Annotated in this window: 22 protein-coding genes and 1 pseudogene; 6 read left to right on the plus strand and 17 right to left on the minus strand. The window is 69.6% G+C overall.

The window, feature by feature from the left end:
* From DID99_RS33000 to hutH, 10 genes and pseudogenes are all read right to left on the minus strand, one after another.
* Positions 1 to 151, minus strand: a pseudogene (locus tag DID99_RS33000) (aspartate aminotransferase family protein); the annotation flags it as partial.
* Between the two features lie 38 nt (positions 152 to 189).
* Entirely contained in the window at positions 190 to 1,527 is a 1,338-nt protein-coding gene (locus DID99_RS33005) for a glutamine synthetase family protein (protein WP_044847659.1), read from the minus strand.
* A gap of 12 nt (positions 1,528 to 1,539) precedes the next feature.
* Positions 1,540 to 2,346: a gamma-glutamyl-gamma-aminobutyrate hydrolase family protein gene (locus tag DID99_RS33010; RefSeq protein WP_124572078.1), complete on the minus strand. Its 807-nt coding sequence runs from the start codon at positions 2,344 to 2,346 to the stop codon at positions 1,540 to 1,542.
* Positions 2,347 to 3,073: 727 nt separating this feature from the next.
* Positions 3,074 to 3,871, minus strand: a complete 798-nt coding sequence (hutG, locus tag DID99_RS33020) for an N-formylglutamate deformylase (RefSeq protein ID WP_124668376.1) — start codon at positions 3,869 to 3,871, stop codon at positions 3,074 to 3,076.
* A 60-nt stretch (positions 3,872 to 3,931) separates the two neighbouring features.
* A complete protein-coding gene (locus DID99_RS33025; protein ID WP_124668377.1) occupies positions 3,932 to 5,308 on the minus strand; it encodes a formimidoylglutamate deiminase in 1,377 nt (458 codons plus the stop codon).
* 150 nt (positions 5,309 to 5,458) lie between these two features.
* The gene (hutI, locus tag DID99_RS33030) at positions 5,459 to 6,682 is read right to left on the minus strand and encodes an imidazolonepropionase (RefSeq protein ID WP_124668378.1); all 1,224 of its coding nucleotides are present in this window, start codon (positions 6,680 to 6,682) and stop codon (positions 5,459 to 5,461) included.
* Positions 6,683 to 6,686: 4 nt separating this feature from the next.
* Complete coding sequence (locus DID99_RS33035) at positions 6,687 to 7,298, minus strand: HutD family protein (protein ID WP_124668379.1); 612 nt, start codon at positions 7,296 to 7,298, stop codon at positions 6,687 to 6,689.
* 2 nt (positions 7,299 to 7,300) lie between these two features.
* Complete coding sequence (gene hutU, locus DID99_RS33040; RefSeq protein ID WP_044847653.1) at positions 7,301 to 8,989, minus strand: urocanate hydratase; 1,689 nt, start codon at positions 8,987 to 8,989, stop codon at positions 7,301 to 7,303.
* 39 nt (positions 8,990 to 9,028) lie between these two features.
* Positions 9,029 to 9,724, minus strand: a complete 696-nt coding sequence (gene hutC, locus DID99_RS33045) for a histidine utilization repressor (protein WP_124489552.1) — start codon at positions 9,722 to 9,724, stop codon at positions 9,029 to 9,031.
* Between the two features lie 4 nt (positions 9,725 to 9,728).
* Positions 9,729 to 11,252, minus strand: coding sequence for a histidine ammonia-lyase (hutH, locus tag DID99_RS33050; RefSeq protein WP_044847651.1), 1,524 nt, complete (start codon positions 11,250 to 11,252; stop codon positions 9,729 to 9,731).
* Positions 11,253 to 11,477: 225 nt separating this feature from the next.
* Here hutH and DID99_RS33055 point away from each other — a divergent pair, with 225 nt between their 5' ends.
* Positions 11,478 to 12,398 carry a glutamate/aspartate ABC transporter substrate-binding protein gene (locus DID99_RS33055; RefSeq protein ID WP_124668380.1) on the plus strand — a complete coding sequence of 307 codons (921 nt, stop codon included), beginning with the start codon at positions 11,478 to 11,480 and terminating at the stop codon, positions 12,396 to 12,398.
* A gap of 21 nt (positions 12,399 to 12,419) precedes the next feature.
* Here DID99_RS33055 and DID99_RS33060 read toward each other — a convergent pair whose 3' ends face one another.
* Together DID99_RS33060 and DID99_RS33065 are read right to left on the minus strand one after the other, a co-directional pair.
* Complete coding sequence (locus tag DID99_RS33060; RefSeq protein WP_124668381.1) at positions 12,420 to 13,172, minus strand: 4'-phosphopantetheinyl transferase superfamily protein; 753 nt, start codon at positions 13,170 to 13,172, stop codon at positions 12,420 to 12,422.
* Between the two features lie 151 nt (positions 13,173 to 13,323).
* Entirely contained in the window at positions 13,324 to 14,376 is a 1,053-nt protein-coding gene (locus DID99_RS33065; protein ID WP_124572083.1) for an alpha/beta fold hydrolase, read from the minus strand.
* A gap of 118 nt (positions 14,377 to 14,494) precedes the next feature.
* On the opposite strand from DID99_RS33065, the gene DID99_RS33070 reads away from it, so the two are divergent.
* The 3 genes from DID99_RS33070 to DID99_RS38070 all read left to right on the plus strand — a co-directional run bounded on the left by DID99_RS33070 (position 14,495) and on the right by DID99_RS38070 (position 17,097).
* On the plus strand, positions 14,495 to 15,436 hold the full coding sequence (locus DID99_RS33070) for a LysR substrate-binding domain-containing protein (protein ID WP_124489547.1): 942 nt from the start codon (positions 14,495 to 14,497) through the stop codon (positions 15,434 to 15,436).
* Positions 15,437 to 15,751: 315 nt separating this feature from the next.
* Positions 15,752 to 16,984, plus strand: coding sequence for an MFS transporter (locus DID99_RS33075; RefSeq protein ID WP_124523590.1), 1,233 nt, complete (start codon positions 15,752 to 15,754; stop codon positions 16,982 to 16,984).
* Positions 16,975 to 17,097 carry a hypothetical protein gene (locus DID99_RS38070; RefSeq protein ID WP_044847646.1) on the plus strand — a complete coding sequence of 41 codons (123 nt, stop codon included), beginning with the start codon at positions 16,975 to 16,977 and terminating at the stop codon, positions 17,095 to 17,097. Before DID99_RS33075 ends, DID99_RS38070 begins: the two co-directional genes overlap by 10 nt.
* Positions 17,098 to 17,131: 34 nt before the next feature.
* On the opposite strand, the gene DID99_RS33080 is transcribed toward DID99_RS38070, so the two are convergent.
* Entirely contained in the window at positions 17,132 to 18,616 is a 1,485-nt protein-coding gene (locus tag DID99_RS33080) for a deoxyribodipyrimidine photo-lyase (protein ID WP_124668382.1), read from the minus strand.
* 370 nt (positions 18,617 to 18,986) lie between these two features.
* Between DID99_RS33080 and DID99_RS33085 the strand changes: the two genes are divergently transcribed.
* Both DID99_RS33085 and DID99_RS33090 read left to right on the plus strand, forming a co-directional pair.
* Positions 18,987 to 19,466 (plus strand): SRPBCC domain-containing protein, encoded by a 480-nt coding sequence (locus DID99_RS33085; protein ID WP_124572084.1) that lies wholly within the window; start codon positions 18,987 to 18,989, stop codon positions 19,464 to 19,466.
* Between the two features lie 13 nt (positions 19,467 to 19,479).
* Positions 19,480 to 19,932, plus strand: coding sequence for a nuclear transport factor 2 family protein (locus DID99_RS33090; protein WP_124572085.1), 453 nt, complete (start codon positions 19,480 to 19,482; stop codon positions 19,930 to 19,932).
* 69 nt (positions 19,933 to 20,001) lie between these two features.
* Here DID99_RS33090 and DID99_RS33095 read toward each other — a convergent pair whose 3' ends face one another.
* The 4 genes from DID99_RS33095 to DID99_RS33110 are packed head-to-tail and all read right to left on the minus strand — an operon-like array spanning position 20,002 to position 24,137.
* Positions 20,002 to 20,988 carry an acetyltransferase gene (locus DID99_RS33095; protein ID WP_124523596.1) on the minus strand — a complete coding sequence of 329 codons (987 nt, stop codon included), beginning with the start codon at positions 20,986 to 20,988 and terminating at the stop codon, positions 20,002 to 20,004.
* Between the two features lie 17 nt (positions 20,989 to 21,005).
* Positions 21,006 to 21,797: an SDR family oxidoreductase gene (locus DID99_RS33100; protein ID WP_124572086.1), complete on the minus strand. Its 792-nt coding sequence runs from the start codon at positions 21,795 to 21,797 to the stop codon at positions 21,006 to 21,008.
* A gap of 40 nt (positions 21,798 to 21,837) precedes the next feature.
* Positions 21,838 to 23,031: a sulfotransferase gene (locus DID99_RS33105; protein ID WP_124572087.1), complete on the minus strand. Its 1,194-nt coding sequence runs from the start codon at positions 23,029 to 23,031 to the stop codon at positions 21,838 to 21,840.
* The gene (locus tag DID99_RS33110) at positions 23,028 to 24,137 is read right to left on the minus strand and encodes a DUF1214 domain-containing protein (RefSeq protein WP_124668383.1); all 1,110 of its coding nucleotides are present in this window, start codon (positions 24,135 to 24,137) and stop codon (positions 23,028 to 23,030) included. The genes DID99_RS33105 and DID99_RS33110 overlap by 4 nt, the downstream gene beginning before the upstream one ends.
* Between the last annotated feature and the right edge of the window lie 160 nt (positions 24,138 to 24,297).

The raw sequence follows: 24,297 nt of genomic DNA on the forward strand, positions 1-24,297 counted from the left end.
CGCGATTGAGCGCGCCCATGTCCGAGAACGGATGGATGTGATGCGCGGCGTCGAGCGCGCGGTATTCGGCGGTCGAGTGTGCTTGCGTCGTGCGCGGTGCGGTGGCCGGCGCGGCGGGCTGGATCCACGCGGGTTCGTTACGGTAAGTCATGTTTCCTCCGTCGTTCCTTGATGCGGTCGTGCGCACGCTCACACGTGCAGCAGCAGATGGCGACGTTCCCACGAACTGATCACGCGGAAGAACGCTTCGTATTCGGTTTCCTTCAGCGCCAGGTACGCCTTCACGAACTTGTCACCGAGAATGCCGGCGAGCGGCGTGCACGCCGCCATCAGCGAGATGCCCTCCTCGAGGTTGCGCGGCAGCTGGTACGGCAGGTCGTAGCCGTCGGACGCGATCGGTTCGGTCGGCGCGAGCTGCTGCGTGAGGCCGAGATAACCGGCGGCGAGCGTCGCCGCGAACGCGAGGTACGGATTGCAGTCGACGCCCGGAATCCGGTTCTCGATGCGCCGCGCGACCGGCGTCGACTGCGGGATGCGAAATCCGACCGTACGGTTGTCGTAGCCCCACTGCACGTTGATCGGCGCGGCCATGAAGCGCGACAGGCGGCGATACGAGTTGATGTACGGTGCGAAGATCGGCATCAGCGCGGGCGTATATTTCTGCAGGCCCGCAAGATAGCTTTGGAACATCGGCGACACGACGCCGCCGTCGTCGGCGAACAGGTTGCGGCCGGTGTGCACATCGGCGAGGCTCTGGTGGATATGCATCGCGGAGCCCGGCTCGTTTTCCATCGGCTTGGCCATGAACGTCGCATACATGTTGTGGCGCAGCGCCGCCTCGCGCACCGTGCGCTTGAACAGGAACACCTGGTCGGCGAGCGACAGCGCGTCGCCGTGCACGAAGTTGATCTCCATCTGCGCGGCGCCGACCTCGTGGATCAGCGTCTCTATGTCGAGGCCCTGCATCTCGCAGTATTCGTAGATGTCCTCGAACAGCGGATCGAACTCGTTGACGGCCTCGATCGAATACGACTGACGGCCGGTTTCCGCCCGCCCCGTGCGCCCGACCGGCGGACGCAGCGGCAGGTCGGGGTCGGCGTTCATGTCGACCAGATAGAACTCGAGCTCGGGCGCGACCACGGGCTTCCAGCCCTTTTCCTTGTACAGGTCGAGCACGCGGCGCAGCACGTAGCGCGGCGAGATCTCGACCGGCGAGCCGTCGAAATGCACGCAATCGTGGATCACCTGCGCGGTCGGGTCGACGGCCCACGGAATCAGGCAGATCGTCGACGGATCGGGCACGCACACCATGTCGGGATCGGTCACGCCGGTCAGCGTGCCGTCCTCCGGATAGTCGCCGGTGACGGTCTGCACCATCACGGCCTGCGGCAGGCGCATCGATTCGCCGGACTCGAATTTGTTGCGCGGAATGATCTTGCCGCGCGCGATGCCGGCCATGTCGGGAATGATCGCCTCGACTTCGGTGATGCGGTGCTGGCGCAGGAATTCGCTCAGTTCGGGTTGCATGATCGGCCTCGTTCAGTCGATGTCGGATGCAGCCGGCGACGGCATGGTGCCGCCGGCCGCATAAATGCGGTGTGTCATGCGCGCGCGGCACGCCGCGCCGAATGCCGTAAAGATGTCGCGCGACAGCGGTTGCTCCGCGTGGCGCCATTCGGGATGCCACTGCACGCCGAGCGCGAACGCACGCGCGCCGCGCACGCTCACGGCCTCGATCAGCCCGTCGGGCGCGCTCGCCTCGACCGCGAGGCCCGCGCCGAGCCGCGCGATACCCTGGTCGTGCAACGAATTGACGATCGCGTCGTGCGCGCCGTGCGCGATCCGTTGTAGCAGCCCGCCCGGCGCGAGCTGCACGCGGTGCGCGGGGCCGTACTGCCGCTCGAGCGGATCGCCGTCGCGCTCGCGATGATCGTCGAAGCCCGCGCTCGCATGCAGCCGCTGATGCAAGGTGCCGCCATACGCGACGTTCAGCTCCTGCATGCCGCGGCAGATCGCGAGCACCGGCACGCCCGCATCGATCGCCGCTCGGATCAGCGGCAGCGCGGTCGCATCGCGCGCGGGATCGTGCAGGGTATCGGGCGCGCTCGCCGGGCCGCCGTAGTGATGCGGCTCGACGTTCGAATAACTGCCGGTCAGCAGCAGCCCGTCGATCGCCGCGACGATCGCGTCGACCGGCTGCCGCGCACCCAGCGCGGGCAGCACGAACGCCAGCGCGCCGGCACCGTCGACCAGCGCGACGAGATACTTCTCCCCGGCCGTGTGGTTCGGATGGGCGCCGCGCATGACGCGATCGGCGGTGACGGCTACGAGCGGGCGCGGTCGCATGATCGCCTCCGCGATAAATGCGCGACGCGTGCGGACGCGCAGGACGATGGCGGCACGCGATGGCGCTGCACGCGTCCACGCGCGATCGTGCCGCTCGGACGGTGCGGCAGCAGGCGGTGCGATCCGACGCGAAAGCGGAAAAGGACGCTAGGGCAACAATGAAGCGCTGCCGTCGCACTGCACCGCGCTGAACACGTGTGCGGTGACGACATTGAAGCGGCGCAGGCCGCGATGGGGCACAGCGAAGAAGCGGGGCTCGCGTATGGGGGCGGCGCGCGTGCCGCGATCAGCATGCCGGATCGGCCCGGCCTGAGGCGGCGCGCCCGCCGACGGACTTCGGGTCCGGCGTATCGAAGGGCTGGCGGCTTTCACGATCGTACTCGACTGACTGATGAAGGCAGGACACGTGTCGCGATGAAGCGGGGGCGGCAATGCCGCGCGACGACACGTCGGCAAGGTGTCTCGCAACGGATTCCGGCGCGGTGCGGCGCTGATCGACGCCGTCGCGGCCGGGGCGCGCGTGACGACTTCCTGACATTCAGCTTATATCACCTAAAAATTGCGTCAAATTTTCAGGTACCGATCCCGACATCGATCAGACGAAAAAAACGGCATCGACCGCTCGGGTCGATGCCGTTGTGTGCGATGCACCAATGTGCGCCTTGCCAGCCGGCCGGCCGTGGCGCGACATCGCGCCGTGCCGCCGCACGCAGCGCGCGCCGACGGATCAGCGATGCGCGAGCGCGGTTTCGACGAGCGTCTGCAGCAGCGGCACGATCCGCGCGGCGCGCGCTTCGTCGTACGCATACGGACGCGTCTCTTCCATGTAACTGATCTGCGACAGCTCCAGTTGCACGGCTTCGACGCCGGTCGCGGGCACGCCGTAGTGGCGCGTGATGTAGCCGCCCTTGAAACGCCCGTTCGCGACGGCCGTATAACCGCCGTGCGCGCTCACGCATGCGGCCAGCGCCTCGGCAAGGCCCGGCGCGGCGCTCGCGCCGCTCGACGTGCCGAAGTTGAAGTCCGGCAGGCGGCCCTCGAAGAAGCGCGGCACGTGCGAGCGGATCGAATGCGCTTCCCACACGAGCACGCGGCCGTGCTCGCGCTTCAGCCGCGCGATCTCGCCCTGCAGCGCGTCGTGATACGGGCGCCAGTAGCGGTCGCGACGGCGCATGATCTCGTCGTTGCCGGGCAGCGCGCCCGCCGGATACAGCGGCGCCTTGTCGAACGTATCGACCGGCACGAGCCCGGTCGTGTCCTGCCCCGGATACAGGTTCTCGTTGTCGGGCGGACGGTTCAGGTCGACGACGTAACGCGCGTGCGACGGCACGAGGATCGACGCGCCGAGCATCGCCGCGAAGCCGTACAGGCGCTCGAGGTGCCAGTCGCAATCGTCGACGAAGCGCGCGTCGGGCGTCATCGTCGCGGCGATGTCGTCGGGGATGTGGGTGCCTGCGTGCGGAATCGAGATCAGCAGCGGCAGCGTGCCCTGCTTCAGCGTGAATACAGCCGGTTGTTCAGTCATGTCGCATCACCGTAAAAGTCGGCCGGCGCACGCGCGCGGCGTGCGCCGGATGCCGCGCATTCAGCGCAGCAGTTGCGCCAGCGCGGCGCGGTAGTCGGCATAAGCTGCGGCTTCGTCGCGATGGCGGCGGCCGCTCACGACGCGCTCGCCGCCGGTATAGACGTCGAGCACCGGCGTGTCGCCGTGCTCGGCGAACACCGTGCCCGACAGCCAGGACGCGCTGTCGTGCTCCGCGATCGCCGGATGATCGGGATCGAGCACGAGCCAATCGGCGCGGCAGCCTTCACGCAGCGCGCCGATGCGCCGCCCGCTCGCCTGCGCGCCGCCCGCGAGCGACGCGTCGAACAGCCGGTCGGCGACATGCGCCTGCGTGTCGCTCGCGAGCACGTTGCGCGCGCGATGCACGAGCCGCTGCCCGTATTCGAGCAGGCGCAGTTCCGAGCGCCAGTCGACCGACGCATGGCTGTCCGAGCCGACGCCGATCACGCCGCCCTGCGCGAGATAGTCGAGCGCCGGGAACACGCCGTCGCCGAGGTTCGCCTCGGTGGTCAGGCACAGGCCGGCCACCGCGCGACGCTTCGCGAGCGCGGCCGTTTCGGCCGCATCGACGTGCGTCGCGTGCACGAGGCACCAGCGCGCATCGACGTCGAAACGATCGAGCAGCCATTGCACGGGACGCGCGCCGTACGCGCGCACGCAATCGTCGACTTCGGCCGTCTGTTCGGCGATATGGATATGCACCGGCGCGTCGTCGGGCAGGCCTTCGAGCAGCACGCGCAAGCCGTTCTCGGACACCGCGCGCAGCGAGTGCGGGGCGACGCCGTAGCGCAGGCCGCCGTGCTCGGGCGCGACGCGGCGCATCGCGTCGAGCAGCTCGAGCAGGCCGTCCGGCGTATTGATGAAGCGGCGCTGGTCGTCGCGCGGCGGCTTGTTGCCGAAGCCGGCGAACTGGTACGACACGGGCAGCATCGTGATGCCGATGCCGGCCGAGCGCGCGGCATCGACCACGCGCGCACCGAGTTCCGCGATCTGCGGATAGCGTGAGCCGTCCTGCGCGTGATGCACGTAGTGGAATTCGCACACCGACGTGTAGCCGCACTTCAGCATCTCGACGTACAGCCAGCGCGCGATCGCCGCAAGCGCGTCGGGCGTGATCTTCAGCGCGAAGCGGTACATCAGGTCGCGCCAGCTCCAGAAGCTGTCGGCGGGATTCGCGCGATATTCGGTGAGCCCCGCCATCGCGCGCTGGAACGCGTGCGAATGCAGGTTCGGCATGCCGGGCAGCACGGGCCCGGCCGCGCGCGCGACGCCGGCCGGCGCGTCGGTGTCGGGCGTCACGTCGGTCAGCGTGCCGACCGCGTCCCAGCGCAGCAGCACGTTGCGGCGCCAGCCATCGGGCAGCCGGGCATGGTCTGCGAACAACATAGAGTCGGTCATCGTGAGTCCTTGTTGGCCGGATTCGGCGAGCTAACGCGCAGTCCGGTCCCAAGCCCCGGATGGCAGGAGGCGGCGCGTCGGCGCCCACTTCCGCTCCGTGGCGATCGACCGGACCGACGCTTCAGCGCCGCGTCCGGCCCTCCGCAAAAACTAGCCGTTCATCCGGCGAAACACCGTCGCGCCGCCGCGCACGACCTGCTCGCACAGCGGCCGGCCGATCCAGTACGCGAGCTCCGACAGCGAGCCGACCGACCAGACCGCGAAATCGGCCTGGCGGCCGATCTCGAGCGCACCGTGACGATCGGCGCGACCGAGCGCCGCGGCCGCATGGCGCGTCACGCCCTGCAGCACCTCGGGCACCGTCATGCGGAACAGCGTGCAGCCCATGTTCAGCGTCAGCAGCAGCGATTCGAGCGGCGAGGTACCAGGGTTGTGATCGGTCGCGAGCGCGATCGGCACGCCATGCTTGCGCAGCAGCTCGATCGGCGGCAATTGCGTTTCGCGAATGAAGTAATACGCGCCGGGCAGCAGCACGGCGACCGTGCCGGCCGCCTTCATCGCCTCGATGCCGGCTTCGTCGAGAAATTCGAGGTGGTCGGCGGACAGCGCGCGATAACGCGCGGCAAGCGCGGTGCCGCCCGCGTTCGACAACTGCTCCGCGTGCAGTTTCACCGGCAGCCCGCGCCGCGTCGCGGCCTCGAACACGCGCTCGGTCTGCGCGAGCGAAAAACCGATGCGCTCGCAGAACACGTCGACCGCGTCGACCAGGCCTTCGTCGGCGAGCGCCGGCAGCATCCGGCCGCACACTTCGTCGATGTATTCATCCGCACGGCCCGTATATTCCGGCGGCAGCGCGTGCGCGCCGAGGAACGTGGTGTAGACCGTGACCGGGAAGCGCTCGCCGAGCTGGCGCGCGACGCGCAGCATCTTGCGCTCGCTCGCGAGGTCGAGCCCGTAGCCCGACTTGATCTCGATCGCCGTCACGCCGTCGGCGAGCAGCGGCTGCAGGCGCGCGGCGGCCTGCACGAACAGCGTCGTCTCGTCGGCCGCGCGCGTCGCGCGCACCGTCGACACGATCCCGCCGCCCTGCCGCGCGATCTCCTCGTAGCTGACGCCGGCGAGGCGCTGCGCGAACTCGTCGGCGCGCGTGCCGCCGTACACGAGGTGCGTATGGCAGTCGACGAGGCCCGGCGTCACCCACGCGCCGTGCAGGTCTTCCCGCTGCCAGTGCGCATAACCGTGCGGCAGCGCGGACAACGCGCCGAGCCACACGATCGTGCCGGTTTCGTCGACTGCGATCGCCGCGTCGTCGATCGTTTCGTCGGGATGGCCGTGCGGACACAGCCTCAGGTGATGCCAGACAGTCGGTTTCATGCGTTCAGTCTCGTTCGCCGACGGCGAGCGACACGGCGAGCAGCGCGCCGCCTCCGCTCACGACGACGTCAAACGCACGCTGCGGCCCGTCGAGCCGCAGCGTGTCCATTTCCTGCAGTGCGTAGTGCGCGCCGTCGATCTCGACGCCGACCGCGCCCGTCGCGCAGAACAGCAGCACGGTATCGGCGCGCTCGGCGCGGTGCGTGCCTTCGGGCCACACGTCGAGCGTCCCGCGCGCGGCCGAACGGCGCGTCATCAGGTTGAAGTCGCGCGTCGCGCCGTCGTGCAGCGTCGCGTCGATCGCCGTCTCGCCGGCGAAGTCCGCACGCGCGAGCGGCGCGTCGAGCACGTGGCGCGCGCCCCCTTCTTCGGCGAGCGTCATGCCCGCGCCGGACAGCAGCACGAGCGTGCGGTCGATGCCTTCGAAGCGCGAGAACGGGCCGGCCGCGCCGACGTCCGCGACGCTCACGCGCCATGCGAACCTATCGAGCGCGGCGCCCGGCGGGAATGCACCGATCTCGCGCGTCACGCCGCCGCCGTTCTTCCACGGCGACGCGACGAGATCCGCCGCGCGGATCATCGTCACGCTCACCGGCGCCTGGTCGAGCGCCGTCATGCTCAGCGGCCGAGCATCGGCAGCTTCAGGCCGGCTTCGCGGGCCGTCTGCTGCGCGAGTTCGTAGCCGGCATCCGCATGGCGCATCACGCCCGTCGCCGGGTCGTTCAGCAGCACGCGGCCGAGGCGCTCGTGCGCTTCAGCGGTGCCGTCGGCGACGATCACGACGCCCGAGTGCTGCGAGAAGCCCATGCCGACGCCGCCGCCATGATGCAGCGACACCCACGATGCGCCGCCTGCGGTGTTCAGCAGGGCGTTCAGCAGCGGCCAGTCGCTCACGGCGTCCGAACCGTCCTTCATCGATTCCGTCTCGCGGTTCGGGCTCGCGACCGAACCGGTGTCGAGGTGGTCGCGGCCGATCACGATCGGGGCCTTCAGTTCGCCGTTCTTCACCATCTCGTTGAACGCCTGGCCGAGGCGATAGCGATCCTTCACGCCGACCCAGCAGATCCGCGCCGGCAGACCCTGGAACGCGATGCGCTCACGCGCCATGTCGAGCCAGTTGTGCAGGTGCGGATCGTCGGGGATCAGCTCCTTCACCTTCTGGTCGGTCTTGTAGATGTCTTCCGGATCGCCGGACAGCGCGACCCAGCGGAACGGGCCCTTGCCTTCGCAGAACAGCGGGCGGATATAGGCCGGCACGAAGCCCGGGAAGTCGAATGCGTTCTCGACGCCCATTTCCAGCGCCATCTGGCGGATGTTGTTGCCGTAGTCGAGCGTGGCGGCGCCGCGCTCCTGCAGCGTCAGCATCGCGCGCACCTGCACGGCCATCGACTGCTTCGCGACCTTCACGATGCTCTGCGGATCGACCTTCTGCGCTTCGCGCCATTGCGCGACGGTCCAGCCTTGCGGCAGGTAGCCGTTGATCGGGTCGTGCGCGCTCGTCTGGTCGGTCACGCAGTCCGGCGTGATGCCGCGCGTCACGAGTTCCGCGAACACGTCGGCCGCGTTGCCGAGCAGGCCGACCGACACCGGCTTGCCGGTGCGCTTCGCTTCGTCGATCATGCCGAGCGCTTCGTCGAGCGTCGTCGCCTTCTTGTCGACGTAGCGCGTCTTCAGGCGGAAGTCGATGCGCGTCTCGTCGCATTCGACCGCGATCATCGAGAAGCCGGCCATCGTCGCGGCGAGCGGCTGCGCGCCGCCCATGCCGCCGAGGCCGCCCGTCAGGATCCAGCGGCCCGACGGATCGCCGTTGAAGTGCTGGTTCGCGACCGAGAAGAAGGTTTCATAGGTGCCCTGCACGATGCCCTGGCTGCCGATGTAGATCCAGCTGCCGGCCGTCATCTGGCCGTACATCATCAGGCCCTTGCGGTCGAGCTCGTGGAAGTGATCCCAGGTCGCCCAGTGCGGCACCAGGTTCGAGTTCGCGAGCAGCACGCGCGGCGCATCCTTGTGCGTGCGGAACACACCGACCGGCTTGCCCGACTGGATCAGCAGCGTCTCGTTCTCTTCGAGATCCTTCAGCGACGCGAGGATCTGGTCGTAGCATTCCCAGTTGCGCGCCGCGCGGCCGATGCCGCCGTACACGACGAGCGCGTGCGGATGCTCGGCGACTTCCGGATCCAGGTTGTTCTGGATCATCCGGTAGGCCGCTTCGGCCAGCCAGGTCTTGCAGACCTTCTCGCTGCCGCGCGGCGCGCGGATCGTGCGGGTCGGATCGAGACGGGGATCGATGTGTTTCGGATGGTTCATGACGACTGCTCCCGAAGGAAAATGACTATCAAATAGGAATCAGAAATGCCCGGTGAAGCGATAGCGGCTGCCGGGGTGCCACAGATTCGCCACCGAGGCGACGACGCCCTGCGACCAGGTGCGCCGATGTAAAACCAGACACGGCTCGACGTCGTCCATCCGCAGCTGCTCGCGCCGCCCGGGCGCCGGAGCCGCCGCTTCGATCCGGTACTCGACGCGCTGCAGCGGGGCCGCGCGCATCAGGTACAGGTTCGGCGTCGTGTTCGTAAAATCCTGCTCGGCATAATCCGGCGCGACCGCCGGATTCACCCACCGTTCTTCGAGCTGGACGGGTTCGTCATTCTCGAAGTGCAACACCTGCGAATAAAACAGCTTCGCGCGCACGGCCATCTGCATCTCGTCGGCGAGCGCCTCGTCGGCGCGGATCGTCTCGAGGCCGAGTACGCTGGCGCGGTACGCATGGCCACGCGCGTCGACCTCTTCCGAGATGCTGCGGATCGCGACGAGCGTCGACTCGTACTTCGGCCGCGCGACGTAGGTGCCGGCGCCCTTCATGCGCGTCAGCACCTGCTCGGCCGTCAACTCGCGCAACGCGCGGTTGACGGTCATGCGCGCGACCTTGAACTCGCGGGCCAGTTCGTTCTCGGAGGGCACCTGGTCGCCCTCCGCCCACTCGCCGGCGTGAATGCGGCCCAGGATGAAATCCTTGATCTCCTGGTAGACCGGCGCGCTCATGGGCTTACTGTTCCGATGCGAACGAGAACGGCGCGACCTTCGCGAACGCGCGCTCGCCGACGAGCTTCGCGATCACCGCGATGTCCGGTGCGAAGTAGTGGTCGAGCTCGTAGTGCGCAACCTTGCCGCGGATCGTTTCCATCACCGGCGCGAGCTTCGGGCTCGTGTGGTACGGCGCGCGCAGGTCGACGCCCTGGGCGGCGGCCAGCAGTTCGATCGCGAGGATGTGCTTCGTGTTGTCCGCGATGTCGGCGAGCTTGCGCGCGGCGAACGTCGCCATCGACACGTGGTCTTCCTGGTTCGCCGAGGTCGGCAGCGAGTCGACCGACGCCGGGTGCGCGAGCGTCTTGTTTTCCGATGCCAGCGCGGCCGCCGTCACGTGGGCGATCATGAAGCCCGAGTTCACGCCGCCGTCCTTCACGAGGAACGGGGGCAGGCCCGACAGCGTCGCGTCGATCAGCAGCGCGATGCGGCGCTCGGCCAGCGCGCCGATTTCCGCCGCGGCCAGCGCGAGGTTGTCGGCCGCGAATGCGACGGGTTCAGCGTGGAAGTTGCCGCCCGACAGCACTTCGCCGGTATCCGGGAAGATCAGCGGGTTGTCCGACACGGCGTTCGCTTCGACCAGCAGCACGTCGGCTGCATGGCGCATCTGGTCCAGGCACGCGCCCATCACCTGCGGCTGGCAGCGCAGGCTGTACGGATCCTGCACCTTGTCGCAGTCGCGGTGCGACTGGTTGATCGGCGAGCCTTCGAGCAGGTCGCGGTACGACGCGGCCGCGTCGATCTGGCCTTGATGGCCGCGCAGTTCGTGGATGCGGGCGTCGAACGGCTTCACCGAGCCGGCTGCCGCGTCGACCGACAGCGCGCCCGCGACCAGCGCGGTGCGGTACAGGTCTTCGATCGCGAACATGTTGTCGAGCGCCAGCGCGGTCGACGCCTGCGTGCCGTTCAGCAGCGCCAGGCCTTCCTTCGCCTGCAGCGTCAGCGGCGCGAGGCCCGCGACGCGCAGACCGTCCAGCGCGCTGGCGCGCTCGCCGCGGATGAACACTTCACCGACGCCCAGCAGCACGGCCGACATGTGCGCGAGGGGTGCCAGGTCGCCCGATGCGCCGACCGAGCCCTTCACCGGGATCAGCGGCAGCACGTCGGCGTTGAACAGCGTGATCAGCGCGTCCATCACTTCGCGACGGATGCCCGAGTGGCCGCGGCCGAGGCTCGACAGCTTCAGTGCCATCAGGAGACGCACCGACGAGCGCGCCATCGGCTCGCCCACGCCGACCGCATGCGACAGCACCAGGTTCTTCTGCAGCAGCTCGAGCTGGTCGTGCGGGATGTGCGTGCTGGCCAGGCGGCCGAAACCCGTGTTGATGCCGTATGCGGGCTCGCCCTTCGCCGCGATGTCGGCGACGGCCTTCGCGCCCGCGTCGATCTTCGCGAAGCTCGCCGGGTCGAGCTTGAGCTGCACGGATTCGCGAGCGATCTTGCGCAGTTGCGGAAGGGTCAGGTGGCCGGGGGTCAACGTAATCATGTGAGCAATCCTGTCTAGACAAGTTCGGGATGGATTGCAGTGTAGCCACCGCGACTTGTCTAGACAACCTGTTTTTCATAATTCCGACTCGGGAGTTTCCCTGATGTCCGGCGCGGCGCGCCGGAGCGGCCAGACAGGCCTCGCAATTAACATATGTTGCAATTATTTTGTATTTGGCAACATACGAATCGACGCTTCCCTACGATCCGCCCACGGAGATCCGCCATGACCATCCCGCCCCGGTTGACCACCCTTCTCGGCCGCAGCCTGCTCGTCGCCGCGTGCGCGCTCGCGTGCGGCGCATCGCTCGCCGCGGAGCCGCTGTCCGGCACGCTCGAGAAGGTGCGGCAAAGCGGCCTGATCTCGATCGGCCATCGCGAGACGTCGGTGCCGTTCTCCTATGTCGACGCGAGCGGCAAGGTGATCGGCTTCTCGCAGGACCTGTGCGACCGCGTGATCGCCGCCGTGAAGGCGCGCACCGGCAAGCCCGACCTGCAGGCGCGCTTCATCCCGGTCACGTCGCAGAACCGCATCCCGCTCGTGCAGAACGGCACCGTCGATCTCGAATGCGGGGTGACCACCAACCTCGCCGCGCGTCACGCGCAGGTCGCGTTCTCGACCACCTTCTTCGTCGCGACGACGCGCCTGCTCACGCGCACGAACTCGGGCATCCGCGACTTCCCCGATCTCGCCGGCAAGACGGTCGTGACGAACCAGGGCACGACGTCCGAACGCCTGCTGCGCAAGATGAACGAGGAAAAGAAGATGAACATGCAGATCATCAGCGCGAAGGACTACGGCGAAGGACGCCTCACGCTCGAATCGGGCCGCGCGGCCGCGTACATGATGGACGACGTGCTGCTCGCCGGCGTGCGCCAGTTCGCGGCGAAGCCGGCCGATTGGGCGATCGTCGGCACGCCGCAATCGTCGGAAGCGTACGGGTTCATGCTGCGCAAGGACGATCCGCAGTTCAAGGCGCTCGTCGACGGCGTGCTCGTGCAGCTGATGAAGAGCGGCGAGATCAACGCGCTGTACGACAAGTGGTTCATGAAGCCGGTGCCGCCGAAGGGGCTCGCGTTCGAGTTCCCGATGAGCGACGTGATCAAGACGCGCTACGCGGCGCCCAACGACGTACCGCTCGAATGAGCGTCGCGCGCTGAAACGGGGTCAGCGCGCCCACGCGACGCACGCCGCGTAGCCGGGCGCCGCGTCGAGCCAGCCCGCGTCGAACGCGGCCACGCCGGCGGCGGGCGCGGCCGGCTCGACGATCGTCGTCGCGGGCGTCGCCGCAGCGCGCGGCGGCACGACCGCGAACGCGCGCAGCCCGCCGACGATGCCGGTGCCGAGCGCCTTCAGCAGCGCCTCCTTCGCGGCCCACACGCGCATGAACGCGTCCGCGCGGGCGGCGGGCGGCAGGCCGTCGAGATACGCAGCCTCGGCGGCCGCGCACACTTCGCGCGTCAGCGCACGCCAGTCGGTCGTGCGGTTGCAGCTTTCGATATCGACGCCGACGCGCCCCGTCGCCGCCCACGCGATGAGCGCGTGATCGCCCGCGTGCGACACGTTGAAATCGAGCGACACGCGATGCGCGGAATCCAGCGACGGCCGTCCCGATGCGTCGACGACGATCGCGATGTCCTTCGGCGCGATCCCGAGCGCCGCACCGAGCACGTCGCGCAGCGCGGCGCGCGTCGCGGCACTGCGCACCGCATCCTCGTGCCGCAGATAGCGCCCGGCACGCGCCCGCTCCGCGTCGCTCAGCGCCGCGTAGGCGGGCGATGCGAGCGGCACGCGCCAGTCGAAATCGACGCGCGCGACCTGCACGCCGGCACGCGACGCGGCCGGCGGCACATCGAGCAGGTGCACGCGCCACGCGCGGGACAGGTCGTCGGCAATCTCGGAATCGGGAGGAATGGACATCGGCACGCGGCAGCCAGGCGAACGAAACGTTCGATGTTAAGCGATCGTACGGGACGCAGACCGACGCATCGCGACCGCGATCGCCGGCAGCGGCAGCGGCGGCAGCCGGTGCAACCGTCTCATCGACGCGATGGCCGGGTTGCGCGCGCGTTCACCCGTGCGCGACGGCACCCGGCACGCCGCTTCCCGCCAGCCGCGCACGCTGCGCCGGATGGCGCGCGTGGACGCGGCCCGGCGCATCGGCCGGCAGCGCGCCGTGTTGCAGCCAGTCCAGCGCGACGGGCCACAGCGTGTCGGTGAAGCGGCTGTGGAAGAACGCGAAGTGGCCTATCGCGTCGACGCCGATGTCGCGCGGCGCGATCCGCAGGTGCGTGACGTCGCTGCCCGTGTAGTAGCCGACCAGCCGTTCGATCGCGTCGACCGTGCCGAACCCGTCGTCGTCGAGGCCGATCGCGAGCATCGACGCCGGCAGCCGCGCGAAGCGGGCCGGCAGCGCGGCGCGGCTCGCCGCGGGTTCGGCGAGCAGGCCGTGCGTGAAGGCGTCCTCGAAGCGCGGTTGCGCGCGCACCCACGACAGCGCGACGCCGCGCGGCGTGTCTTCCATCCAGCCGAGCCGCTTCGCGGGCACGTAGCCGAACACGGCCGCGAGCGCCGGCATCGCGACGTGCCATTTCCACCACATGCGCCGCCGCTCTTCCGGCCGATAGTCGCGCCAGTACGCATACTGCGCGCCCACCGTCACCACGTGACGCACGTACGCGTTCGACGCCGCGAGCCCGAGCACGCAGCCGCCGATGCTGTGCGCGACGACGTCGAGCGGCTGGCCCGGAAATGCATCGCGCGCGTATTGCAGCGCGGCCTCGCAATCGAGCCGCCCCCAGTCGAGCCAGTTCGCGCGCAGCTTCGCGAGCCGCGCGGGGCGCGAGCCGCCGATCCCGCGATAGTCGTAGACGAGCACGTCGCGCCCCCGCGCGAACAGCCAGGCCGCGAAACGGAAGTAGTAGTCGCAGCGCACCGACGTCGCGCAATTGACGACCGTCACGGGCCGCACGGTGCTGCCGCGATGCCGCCACACGTAGCCGCGCAGCACGTAACCGTCGGCCGCGGTCAGCGTCACGACCTCCGGCGGCAACGCACCCGCCGGGCGCCCCGCTGCCTGATCCGCCGCGCACGCGGCCCCGCCTGCTTCGTTCGAAATCGTCATCGTGTCTCCTGTGCGGCACCGCCTGCCCGGCGCCCGCCCGATCGGCCAGCCTCCATTGAACTTGACGCGCCGGACGTTCTCAACCAATCTTGCTGCTCCGTTCGCATGAGCCCTACGCATGTCAACGCCGCTCGTCCGTCTCCCGTCGCTGGACCTCGTGCGCGGCTTCGTCGCCGTCGGCCGCCGCATGAGCATCACGCTCGCCGCGCAGGACCTGTGCGTCACGCAGTCGGCGGTCAGCCGCCAGGTGCACGCGCTCGAGGCGCATCTCGGCGTCGCGCTGCTGCAGCGCGGCTATCGCAAGATCGCGTTCACGCCGGAAGGCGAGCGGCTGTTCCGCGCCGCCGATGCGGCGCTGCTCAGCCTGCAGGACACCGTCGCATCGCTCGCCGCCGCACGCGAGCGGCAACCCGTCACGATCACCGCGAGCATCGGCGTCACCGCGCTGTGGCTGCTGCCCAGACTCGGGCGCCTGCAGGCGCGCCTGCCCGACATCGACTTGCGCGTGGCCGCGAACGACAAGGTACTCGATTTGCGCGCGGAAGGCATCGACCTCGGAATCCGCTACTGCCCGCGCGAGCGCGCGCCGGCCGGCGCGCTGCACCTGTTCGACGAGATCGTCGTGCCGGTCGCGCACCCCGCGCTGGCCGCCCGGCCCGTCACCGACGCGGCCGCTATCGCCGAGCACGTACTGCTCGAATTCGACGGGCCGCCGCAAACCCGACTGCAGTGGCGTGCGCACCTGCACGCGGCCGGGCTCGGCGACGCGCGCCCGAAGGGCGTGCTGCGCTTCAACCAGTACGACCAGGTCATCCACGCCGCGATCGCCGGCCAGGGCGTCGCGCTCGGCAGGCTCGCGCTCGTCGCGCCGATGCTCGCCGACGGCCGGCTCGCGGTGCTCGGCCCGCACTCGCAGGCGTTGTCGGATGCGTACGGCTACTGGCTGTTCCGGCACGATCCGGCACCGCGCCGCGAAGTCGCCGACGTGCGCGACTGGATCCTCGCGGAAGCGGCCGAGTGCGACGCCGCGATGCGGGCGTACGACGTGGCGCAGCGGTAGCCGCGAGCCGCGAGCGAAATCCCGCATCGAGGCGGCGCCGGCGCGGCCTTCGCACGTACATGAACGCCGCCACGGGCGCTGCACCGACGCCCCGTCCCCGCTGCATCGGCCGCCTGTCACGCCGGCTGCATGCGGCGCAGCGGCTTCACGCATCCGGCGCGTGCAGCCCCCGTCACCGACATCGCGTCCGCGCCGCATCACATTCCCCACACGCATGCGAACGCGACCGAATGATTGCTTGAGCGGCCCGGCACCGGATCGTCTAATCGGATCGAACGCGGCCGCCGCGCCGCACGCATCCATCCGGAGACACGCATGACCCCGATCGAACAAGACGCCCGGCGCCGCTGGCTGCCGGTGCTCGCGGGCGGCCTGATCATGGGCGCCGCGCTCGGCATCCGTCACGTGCAGGGACTGTTCCTCGCCCCCGTCACGCTCGACCACGGCTGGTCGCGCGAAGCGTTCGGCCTCGCGCTCGCGCTGCAGAACCTGATCTGGGGCATCGCGCAACCGTTCACCGGCATGATCGCCGACCGCTTCGGGTCGGTGCGCGTGATCGTCGCCGGCATGCTGCTGTACGCGGCCGGGCTCGTCACGATGGCGTTCGCCGCGTCGGCCGGCGTGTTCACGGCCGGCGCGGGGTTCGTGATCGGCGTCGCGCTGTCGGGGTCGGCCTTCGCGTCGATCTACGGCGCGCTGAGCCGCCTGTTTCCGCCCGACCGGCGCGGCTGGGCGCTCGGCGTCGCCGGCGCGATCGGCGGGCTCGGCCAGTTCTGCATGGTGCCGGTCGCGCAGGTGCTGATCGGCGGCATCGGCTGGCAGCATGCCTTCGTCGCGCTCGCCCTCGTCTCCGCGCTGCTCGCGCCGCTCGCCGCGCTGGTGCGCGACCGGCCCGCGCAGGCCGCGAGCCGCGCGGACGGCCCCGACCAGTCGATCGGCGCGGCGGTGCGCGAAGCGTTCGCGCATCGCGGCTTCTGGCTGCTGAACGCGGGATTCTTCGCATGCGGGTTCCAGCTCGCGTTCATCGCGACCCACCTGCCCGCCTACCTGCTCGATCACGGCCTGCCGGCGCGCCACGCCAGCGTCGCGCTCGCGCTGATCGCGCTGACCAACGTGGCCGGCACCTACGCATGCGGCCATCTCGGCGGCCTGCTGCGGCGCAAGTACGTGCTGTCCGTGCTGTACCTCGTCCGCGCGCTGGCAATGGCCGCGTTCGTTGCAGCGCCGTTGTCGCCCGCGAGCGTCTACGTGTTCGCGGCCGTGATGGGCTTCACGTGGCTCGGCACGGTGCCGCTGACCAACGGCGTGATCTCGCAGGTGTTCGGCGTGCGTTACATCGCGACGCTGTTCGGCTTCGTGTTCTTCGGGCACCAGCTCGGCAGTTTCTTCGGCGTCTGGCTCGGCGCGCTCGTGTACGACGCGACGCATTCGTACCTGCCGCTGTGGATCGGCTCGATCGCGCTCGGCGTGCTGGCCGCGCTGCTGCACCTGCCGATCGACGACGCGCGCATCGCGCGGCCGGTGCCGGGCAAAGCCGCATGGGCGTGATGCGTGCGGCGCTGGCCGCCGGCGCGCTCGCGTTCGTCGCGTGGTGCGGCGCGGCCTACTTCGATTCGGGCGTCGCGCTCGCGCTGCTCGAGCACGCGGCGTTCTGCGACTGACGCGGCGAACCGTGCCGCGCGCAGCGACGGCCGGTCACGCCTGGCCACGCTTCGGCAACGAGGCCAGCGCATCGAGCGCGCGACGGCGCGCGCCGTCGTGATCGACGATCGGCGCCGGATAGTCGACGTCGAGCCGCACGCCGGCCGCCGCAAGCTCCATCGGGGATGCCTCCCACGGCGCGTGGATCGTCACCGCGTCGAGGCCCGCGAGTTCCGGCACCCAGCGGCGCACGTACGCCCCTTGCGGGTCGAACTTCCGGCCCTGCGTCACCGGATTGAAGATGCGGAAATACGGCGCGGCGTCGGCGCCGCAGCCGGCCACCCATTGCCAGTTCGCCGGGTTGTTCGCGGCATCCGCGTCGACGAGCGTGTCGTGGAACCAGCGCTCGCCGGCCCGCCAGTCGATCAGCAGATGCTTGACGAGAAACGATGCGACGACCATCCGCACGCGGTTGTGCATCCAGCCGGTCGTCCACAGCTCGCGCATCCCCGCATCGACGAGCGGGTAACCGGTCAGCCCGCGCTGCCACGCGCGCAGCGCGGCAGGATCGTCGCGCCACGGCATCGCGTCGAACTGCGCCCGGAAGTTGTCGGTCGCGAGCGCCGGAAAGTAATACAGCAGCACATGGCTGAATTCGCGCCAGCCGAGTTCGCTCAGGAACTTCTCGGCGCCGGCCGCGCAGGCCGCACCGCCCGCCTGTGCCGCACCCTGCACCGCATGCCACACCTGTCGCGGCGACAGGTTGCCGAAGCGCAGGCACGGCGATAGCCGGCTCGTCGCCGACCGGTCGGGCCGGTCGCGCGTATCGGCATAGCCGGTCAGCGACTCGACGGAAAACGTATCGAGCCGCGCCTGTGCGCCGGCTTCGTCGGGTGCCGGCCACGCGTCGCGCAGGCCGCCCGCCCAGTCCGGCGCGTGCGGACGCAACCCGAGCGCGTCGAGCGGCAGCGCGCGTTCGCGCACGCCGGCCGGCCACGGATGAAACGCGATCCGCTCAGGCTCCGGCAGCGGCGCCGCCACCGTGCGATCGCGCCGCACCGCGCGCCAGTACGCGGTGAACACCTGGAACGGCGTGCCGGCGCCCGTCAGCACGTCCCACGGTTCGTTCAGCAGGCTGCCGTTGCTGCTCTCGACCTCGACGCCGCGCGCCTTCAGCGACGCCTTCAACGCCGCATCGGCATCGCGCTGCGGCTGCGCATAGCGGCGGTTCCAGTACACCGCTGCCGCGCCCGTGTCCTGCGCGACGCGTTCGATCTCGCGCGGCGCATCGCCGCGCAACAGCAGCAGGCGTCCGCCATGACGCGCGAGCGCCGCATCGAGTCCGGCGAGCGACCCATGCAGCCACCAGCGCGCCGCCCCGCCGAGCGCGCGCCCCGCGCCTTCGCCCGTGTCGTCGACGTACACGCATACGAGCGGCCGGCCCGACGCAACCGCGCGCGTCAGCGCGGGCTGGTCGGTCACGCGCAGATCGTCGCGGAACCACACGATGGCAGGAGCAATGGTCGACTTCGCTGGCACGGGCACCTCGAGCAGGAAACTGAAGAGTGACCGGTATTGTCGCGGCAGGTTCGCGCGATGTCGACGTTCGAACCGCACGGCGTACCGCGCGCGTGCGTCGCGTACCGACGCCGACACCGGATCGCCGGCCCGGTGAAACGCCTTAGTCCGTTCCGACGATTCTTCGCCGCACGCACCGGCCTACGCTCGATGTGGGGTTCGCCGCGATGTGCGACGCGCGCCGGCCGCCGCTCAGCCCCATGCATTGCGCGGCGCGTCCGCCATGCCCGCCGGCGCCGGCGCGACCCGTTCCGGCTGTCGCGGCGCGTACCCGCCCGTGCGGGCGCAGCCGCGGCCCCCTCCGCTCCCTCACTCACATTCGATACCCGCCATGACCAAACCAGCCAATCTCGTCACCTCGATCACCGTCGCGATCGACGCCCCCGCTGCCGTCGTCTGGGAAGTGCTGACCGACTTCCCGCGCTACGGCGAATGGAACACGTTCTGCGTCGGCCTCGAGACGACCGGCCGGATCGGCGACTTCGTGCACATGCAGGTGCGCATTCCCGGCACGGAGACGGTGATTCCCGTCAACGAAATCCTCGTCGCATACGAGCCCGAGCGCCTGCTGTCGTGGGAGCAGCGCCCGACCGACGACAACAAGGACGCCGCGCGCCGCGACCAGTACGTCGAAGCCGACGGCGCCGAGCGCTGCCGCTACTTCACGACGGACCAGTTCCTCGGCCTCAACGCGGAAACGATCATGCGCGAGCACGGCGGCTGGGTGAAACAGGGGTTCGACCAGTGCGCGCGCGACGTGAAGCAGCGCGCGGAAGCGCTGCATGCGGCCCGCCGGCGCAAAAGCGCGTGACGGAGCGCAACCGATGCCAGACCTGCAGACCCTCTCCGATCATCACGACATCCGCGAGCTGATCGTCGCGTACTCGAGCGCGATCGATGCGCGCGACTTCGACGCGCTCGATACCGTGTTCATGCGCGACGCGACGATCGACTATCGCGCGATGGGCGGCATCGCCGGCACGTATCCGGACATCAAGGCGTGGCTGCGCGCCGTGCTGCCGCAGTTCCCGCAGTACCAGCACATGGTCGGCAACCTGTCGATCACGCTCGACGGCGACACCGCGCGCGGCCGCACGATCTGTTTCAATCCGATGGAAGTCGCGCTGCCGGACGGCGGCACGCAGGTGATGTTTCTCGGGCTGTGGTACGTCGACCGGTTCGTGCGCACCGCGCAGGGCTGGCGCATCGCCGAGCGCGTCGAGGAACGCTGCTACGGCCACAACGTGCCGGCCGTGCTTGCGAACGCGACCGGCTGAACAGCGACACGTCGCACGACGCGCGCGCCGTGGCATCGTTGCACGGCGCGCGTGTCGCAGGCCCTCGGGTCAGTCGAGACGGAACGCCGCTTCGAAGCGCGCGGCGAACGCGTCGAATTCGGTTTCCGGCAGATGATTGATGCCGCCCGCGCGCTTGCGCCCGCCACCGGTCGGGAAGCCGCGGCAGAATTCGTCCGCGCCGAGCGCCCGGCCGTCCGGCACGCGCACGCTGACCACGAACCCGCCCTGCGCGCGCGGCGACAGCACCGCGAGCGCCGCATGCGGCGCATTGCGCATCCGCTCGTTCGCGAGCATCCCCGTCGCGCGCCGCGCCCACGGATGATCCGGCATCCTGATCAGCGTCGCGCCCGGCACGTCGCGCAACGGCGCGAGTGCGCCCGCGAGCGCCATGTCGTCGCGATAGCCGTCGCGCAACGCGGCGAACACCGGCGTGTCGCGCACGAAGTCGAGCGGATCGACGCATGGCAGCATCGCGTCGGCCAGCACCGCCGGATCGAAATGCAGGTCGCCGACGCATTCGCCGTAGGCGTTGTAGTTCAGGTAGAGGCCGAGTTCGGCCAGCGTGCCGCGTTCGGCTGCGTCGATCCCGTATGCGCGCGCGAGCGCGTCGCCGAGCGCCGGCAGTTCGTCGCCGAACGCCGCGACGATCGCCCAGCGCACATGCCGGCCGCCGAGACGGCGGTTCACGAGCGCGCTCGTGCAGACGTCGGCGGCCGTGTCGATATACGCGTCGAAACGCGGATCGCCGGGCAGCTCGCCCGCGAAGTGATGGTCGAAGTAGCGAACCGCGGCGCCGTCGCGCAGCAGCCGCGCGCATGCGTCGCGGTTCTGGTCGTGCGACACGTCGAGCACGGTCACGCGGTCGCCGGCCCGCGCGTCGATGCGCTCGAGCAGCCTGATGTCGCGCTTCACGCCGGTCACGAGCGTGCCGCGTTCGCCCTCCGCGAGCCGCAGCTGCTGCAGCGCGCACAGGCCGTCCGCATCGCCGTTGAACGCGAAGAAATGCCGCCCCTGTTCCTGTTGTCGTTCCTGCATGATCCGTTGCTCCGTCCTCAGGGCATGAAATCGCCGCCGTTCGCGTCGAGCGTCGCGCCGGTCACCGCGTTCGCGTAATCCGACGCGAGGAACAGCGCCGCGCGCGCGCAGTCGTCATCGGTCGGCAGCTTCGCGAGCGCGATGTTCGACGCGATCGGCGCGATGATCGCCTCCTCCGTCGTGCCGTACTCGGCGGCCGCCTGCCGGAAATACGTCTGCGTCGGCACGCCCCACATCCAGCCCATGTGGATGCTGTTCGCGCGGATTCCGTGCACGCCAAGCTCGCGCGCCAGGTATTTTGCCGCAACCGCGAGCGCGCCCTTCGATACAGCGTAGCCCGCTTCCCCTGCAAACGGCTTGCGGGTCGCCTGCGTGTTGATCATCACGATCGCGCCGCGCTTCTGCCGCTTCATGTGCGGCACGATTTCCTGCGTGAGCGTCATCGTGCCGAACACGTTGGTGTCGAACACCGCGCGCCAGCCGTCGAGATCGGCTTCCTCGACCGGCTCCGGGAACGTGCCGTGCGCGAACGCGCTGTTCACGAGCGCGTCGATCCGGCCGAAGCGCTCGACCGCCTGCGTCGCGAGCTGCCGGCACTGCGCGCGCTCGGCGATGTCGGTGCGTACCTTCAGCACGTCGCACGCGACGCCGAGTGCGCGGATCCGTGCTTCCGCGTCGTCGAGCTTGTCCATCGTGCGTGCCGCGACGACCACGCCGCGCGCGCCCTCGCGTGCCGCCTCGACGGCGAGCTTCACACCGAGCCCCGGCCCGATCCCTGAAATCACGACGATCTTGTCCTTCAGCAACATGGGTTGTCTCCTGGTTGTCGTTCGTCTCGCGGGCGCGCCGTCAGCCGGCCGCCCGCAAGTGCCGCGCGCGATACGCGGCGAAGTCGTGCGCCAGTTGCGCATCGGTGAAGCCGAAGCGCGCGATCGAGTAATCGTGCGCGGCGCGCTTGTCGCGGCCGTTGCGCGCCATCCAGGCCGTCATCGCCGCGCGCTGCGGCGCATCGAGCGACATGCCCGCGAAGCGATACACGGCTTCGGTCACGCCGAGCGGATCCGACACCGTGTCCTCGAAACGCACGTCGAGAAAGCGCTCGGCCGGCAGCGCGTCGCGCGCCGTCATCGCCGCGCCGATCGCGCGCGCCATGCCGGCGTTCCACTGCGCGCCTACCGTGCGCGGATCGGGGTCGTCCGCATACATCTGCCACAGCGTGTGCGCCATGCTCGCCATCGACGGAATCGTCTGCTCCGGGTCGCGATGCGTGAGCACGACCTGTGCCCGCGGAAACACGCGGCACAGCACGTCGAGCGCATGCAGATGCTGCGGCGTCTTCAGCAGCCAGCGCGCGGCCGCTGCGACGCCGCGTTGCGCCTTCTGCCACTGCAGGAACTGCAGCATCCGCTTCAGGTACGTATAGACCGGCGTCAGGTCCTGCTTCGCGAGCCACGCCGTATAGCCCGGCACGTTCGCGTACGAATCCATCGCGCACACGAACGAATGCTCCATCAGCATGAACTCCTCGTCGGCGAGCATCGCGTCGAGCGGATGGATCGCGAGGATCTGCGGAATGCAGTCGATCATCGTCGCGACCTCGGCCTGCGCGCGCGCGATGCGCACGCTCGGCGCGTCGAGCGTCTCGCCGGCGAGCGGCGCCGGATAGCGCGTTTCCCACCACGCGGCCGAATAAAAGCGCGGATCGACCGCGAGCAGCCGCTGCAGCAGCGTCGTGCCGGTGCGCGGCAGCCCGACGATCACGAGCGGATCGTCGATCTCGATGTCGGCGATCTCCGGATGACGGCCGAAGTAATCCTCGATAACGAGCCGGTTCACGAGCTGGCCGACGAGTTTCTCGCGCATCATCGCCACACCGCGCGCCGACAGCTTCGCTTCGTCGATCAGCGATGCGCACATCACGTCGAGCGCCTCGCGATACGGGCCGTCGCCGAACGCGGTGAGGCCGCCCGTGCGCGACACGGCCTCGGCGATCAGCGCGTCGGCGTCGAGCTGGGTGCGGATCGGGTCGAGCGGCGCGTTCATGCGGCCTCCTTCAGCGCGGCCAGCTTGACGACGCGCGTGCGCGGATGCACCGGCTGCGCGGCGCCGACCCAGCGCCAGCAGATCGTGCCGGTGCGATGCCCGGCCGTATCGAGCCAGTTCGCGCCACCCGGCCGCGACGCGGCGACCACCACCGTCACGCCGCCATCCGCATTCAGCCGCGCGCTGTGCTTGTTCACGCAGATGTCGAAGTGCCGATAGTCGAGCGACTCCATCCAGTAATTGTTGAGCTGCACGTTCCAGAAATCGCAGTCGGGCACGGTGTCGACGTCGATCACCAGCGCCTCGTCGTCGGCGAGCGACCAGCACGAGTGGTAGTAGTAGATGTTCGGATCGCCACCGACCGACTGGCACAGCGCCTGGTCCGCAGGCGGCAGCGCGTTCACGTGCGAGCCGTAGCTCGCGGCCCAGTCGGCGAACAGCTTCGCCGTCTGCTCGACGAACTGCGCGGCGCGCGTGAGGCCGCCCTGCAGCACGAGCGGATCGAGCGGCGCCGGGCGATCGTGCGCGCCGATGCGTTCGATCTTCAATTGCGCGGGCGTCTCCGCGCGCCGGTCGAGGAAAGTCTGACGCACCAGCAGCGCGTTCGTGCCCGGCTCCATGCGCACCCAGTTGCCCGCGCGCGGCGTTTCGCTCAGCACGATCTCGAAGCTGCCGTCCGGCGCGAGCTCGAGCTGCTTCGCGTCGAGAAACCCGGTCTGCAGCATCTTGCCGTCCGTCTCGTAACCGCCCTTCTGCGTGCCGAAGCTCAGGTATGCGACCGTGCCGCGCCGCCCCGTCACACGATATTCGCAGCGGCCGTCGAGGCGCGCGTACTGGTACAGGTTGTCGGGATTGTCGGCGCCGATCTTCGCGGTCTCGTGCGACGGCGAGAAGAAGCCGGGCCACGCGCCGTCCGCGAACTCGACGTGCATTTCGAGCGCGATGCGCATCAGCCGGCTCAGGTAGCGGAATCCTTCCGCGCGCGTGAGCGGATCGTCCGGCGCCTCGGCGCGCAGGATCTGCTCGCCGCTGCGTTTCAGGGTGTCGCAGAAATCGGCCCAGGTCTGGCCCGAAAGCAATTGCATGGCGCGTGTGTCGTCCGTCATGTGTCGTCTCCGCCGATGGTCGAGCGCTCACCTTAAGCGAGCGCCTCGCGCGCCACTTCGTCCGGGTGGACTAAGGAAAGATCCGCTGCCCGCCGCGCCGCGTGTTAGTCCACCCGGACGAAGAACGGCACCGCCCTCGCTCGATACCGTTGGCGTCATG

Origin of the sequence: Burkholderia sp. Bp8986 (assembly GCF_003854225.1) — a bacterium.
Classification (GTDB): Bacteria; Pseudomonadota; Gammaproteobacteria; order Burkholderiales; family Burkholderiaceae; genus Burkholderia.

What these genes read in the sequence shown, in the direction of transcription:
- DID99_RS33095 (WP_124523596.1), bottom strand. Translation starts at nt 20,988, where the DNA reads ATGCAGGAACGACAACAGGAACAGGGGCGGCATTTCTTCGCGTTCAAC.
- hutI (WP_124668378.1), bottom strand. Translation starts at nt 6,682, where the DNA reads ATGAAACCGACTGTCTGGCATCACCTGAGGCTGTGTCCGCACGGCCAT.
- DID99_RS33075 (WP_124523590.1), top strand. Translation starts at nt 15,752, where the DNA reads ATGACCCCGATCGAACAAGACGCCCGGCGCCGCTGGCTGCCGGTGCTC.
- hutU (WP_044847653.1), bottom strand. Translation starts at nt 8,989, where the DNA reads ATGAACCATCCGAAACACATCGATCCCCGTCTCGATCCGACCCGCACG.
- hutG (WP_124668376.1), bottom strand. Translation starts at nt 3,871, where the DNA reads ATGACTGAACAACCGGCTGTATTCACGCTGAAGCAGGGCACGCTGCCG.
- DID99_RS33005 (WP_044847659.1), bottom strand. Translation starts at nt 1,527, where the DNA reads ATGCAACCCGAACTGAGCGAATTCCTGCGCCAGCACCGCATCACCGAA.
- DID99_RS33025 (WP_124668377.1), bottom strand. Translation starts at nt 5,308, where the DNA reads ATGACCGACTCTATGTTGTTCGCAGACCATGCCCGGCTGCCCGATGGC.
- DID99_RS33065 (WP_124572083.1), bottom strand. Translation starts at nt 14,376, where the DNA reads ATGACGATTTCGAACGAAGCAGGCGGGGCCGCGTGCGCGGCGGATCAG.
- hutH (WP_044847651.1), bottom strand. Translation starts at nt 11,252, where the DNA reads ATGATTACGTTGACCCCCGGCCACCTGACCCTTCCGCAACTGCGCAAG.
- DID99_RS33070 (WP_124489547.1), top strand. Translation starts at nt 14,495, where the DNA reads ATGTCAACGCCGCTCGTCCGTCTCCCGTCGCTGGACCTCGTGCGCGGC.
- DID99_RS33085 (WP_124572084.1), top strand. Translation starts at nt 18,987, where the DNA reads ATGACCAAACCAGCCAATCTCGTCACCTCGATCACCGTCGCGATCGAC.
- DID99_RS33055 (WP_124668380.1), top strand. Translation starts at nt 11,478, where the DNA reads ATGACCATCCCGCCCCGGTTGACCACCCTTCTCGGCCGCAGCCTGCTC.
- DID99_RS38070 (WP_044847646.1), top strand. Translation starts at nt 16,975, where the DNA reads ATGGGCGTGATGCGTGCGGCGCTGGCCGCCGGCGCGCTCGCGTTCGTC.
- DID99_RS33110 (WP_124668383.1), bottom strand. Translation starts at nt 24,137, where the DNA reads ATGACGGACGACACACGCGCCATGCAATTGCTTTCGGGCCAGACCTGG.
- DID99_RS33035 (WP_124668379.1), bottom strand. Translation starts at nt 7,298, where the DNA reads ATGACGGCGCTCGACCAGGCGCCGGTGAGCGTGACGATGATCCGCGCG.
- hutC (WP_124489552.1), bottom strand. Translation starts at nt 9,724, where the DNA reads ATGAGCGCGCCGGTCTACCAGGAGATCAAGGATTTCATCCTGGGCCGC.
- DID99_RS33090 (WP_124572085.1), top strand. Translation starts at nt 19,480, where the DNA reads ATGCCAGACCTGCAGACCCTCTCCGATCATCACGACATCCGCGAGCTG.
- DID99_RS33010 (WP_124572078.1), bottom strand. Translation starts at nt 2,346, where the DNA reads ATGCGACCGCGCCCGCTCGTAGCCGTCACCGCCGATCGCGTCATGCGC.
- DID99_RS33105 (WP_124572087.1), bottom strand. Translation starts at nt 23,031, where the DNA reads ATGAACGCGCCGCTCGACCCGATCCGCACCCAGCTCGACGCCGACGCG.
- DID99_RS33100 (WP_124572086.1), bottom strand. Translation starts at nt 21,797, where the DNA reads ATGTTGCTGAAGGACAAGATCGTCGTGATTTCAGGGATCGGGCCGGGG.
- DID99_RS33060 (WP_124668381.1), bottom strand. Translation starts at nt 13,172, where the DNA reads ATGTCCATTCCTCCCGATTCCGAGATTGCCGACGACCTGTCCCGCGCG.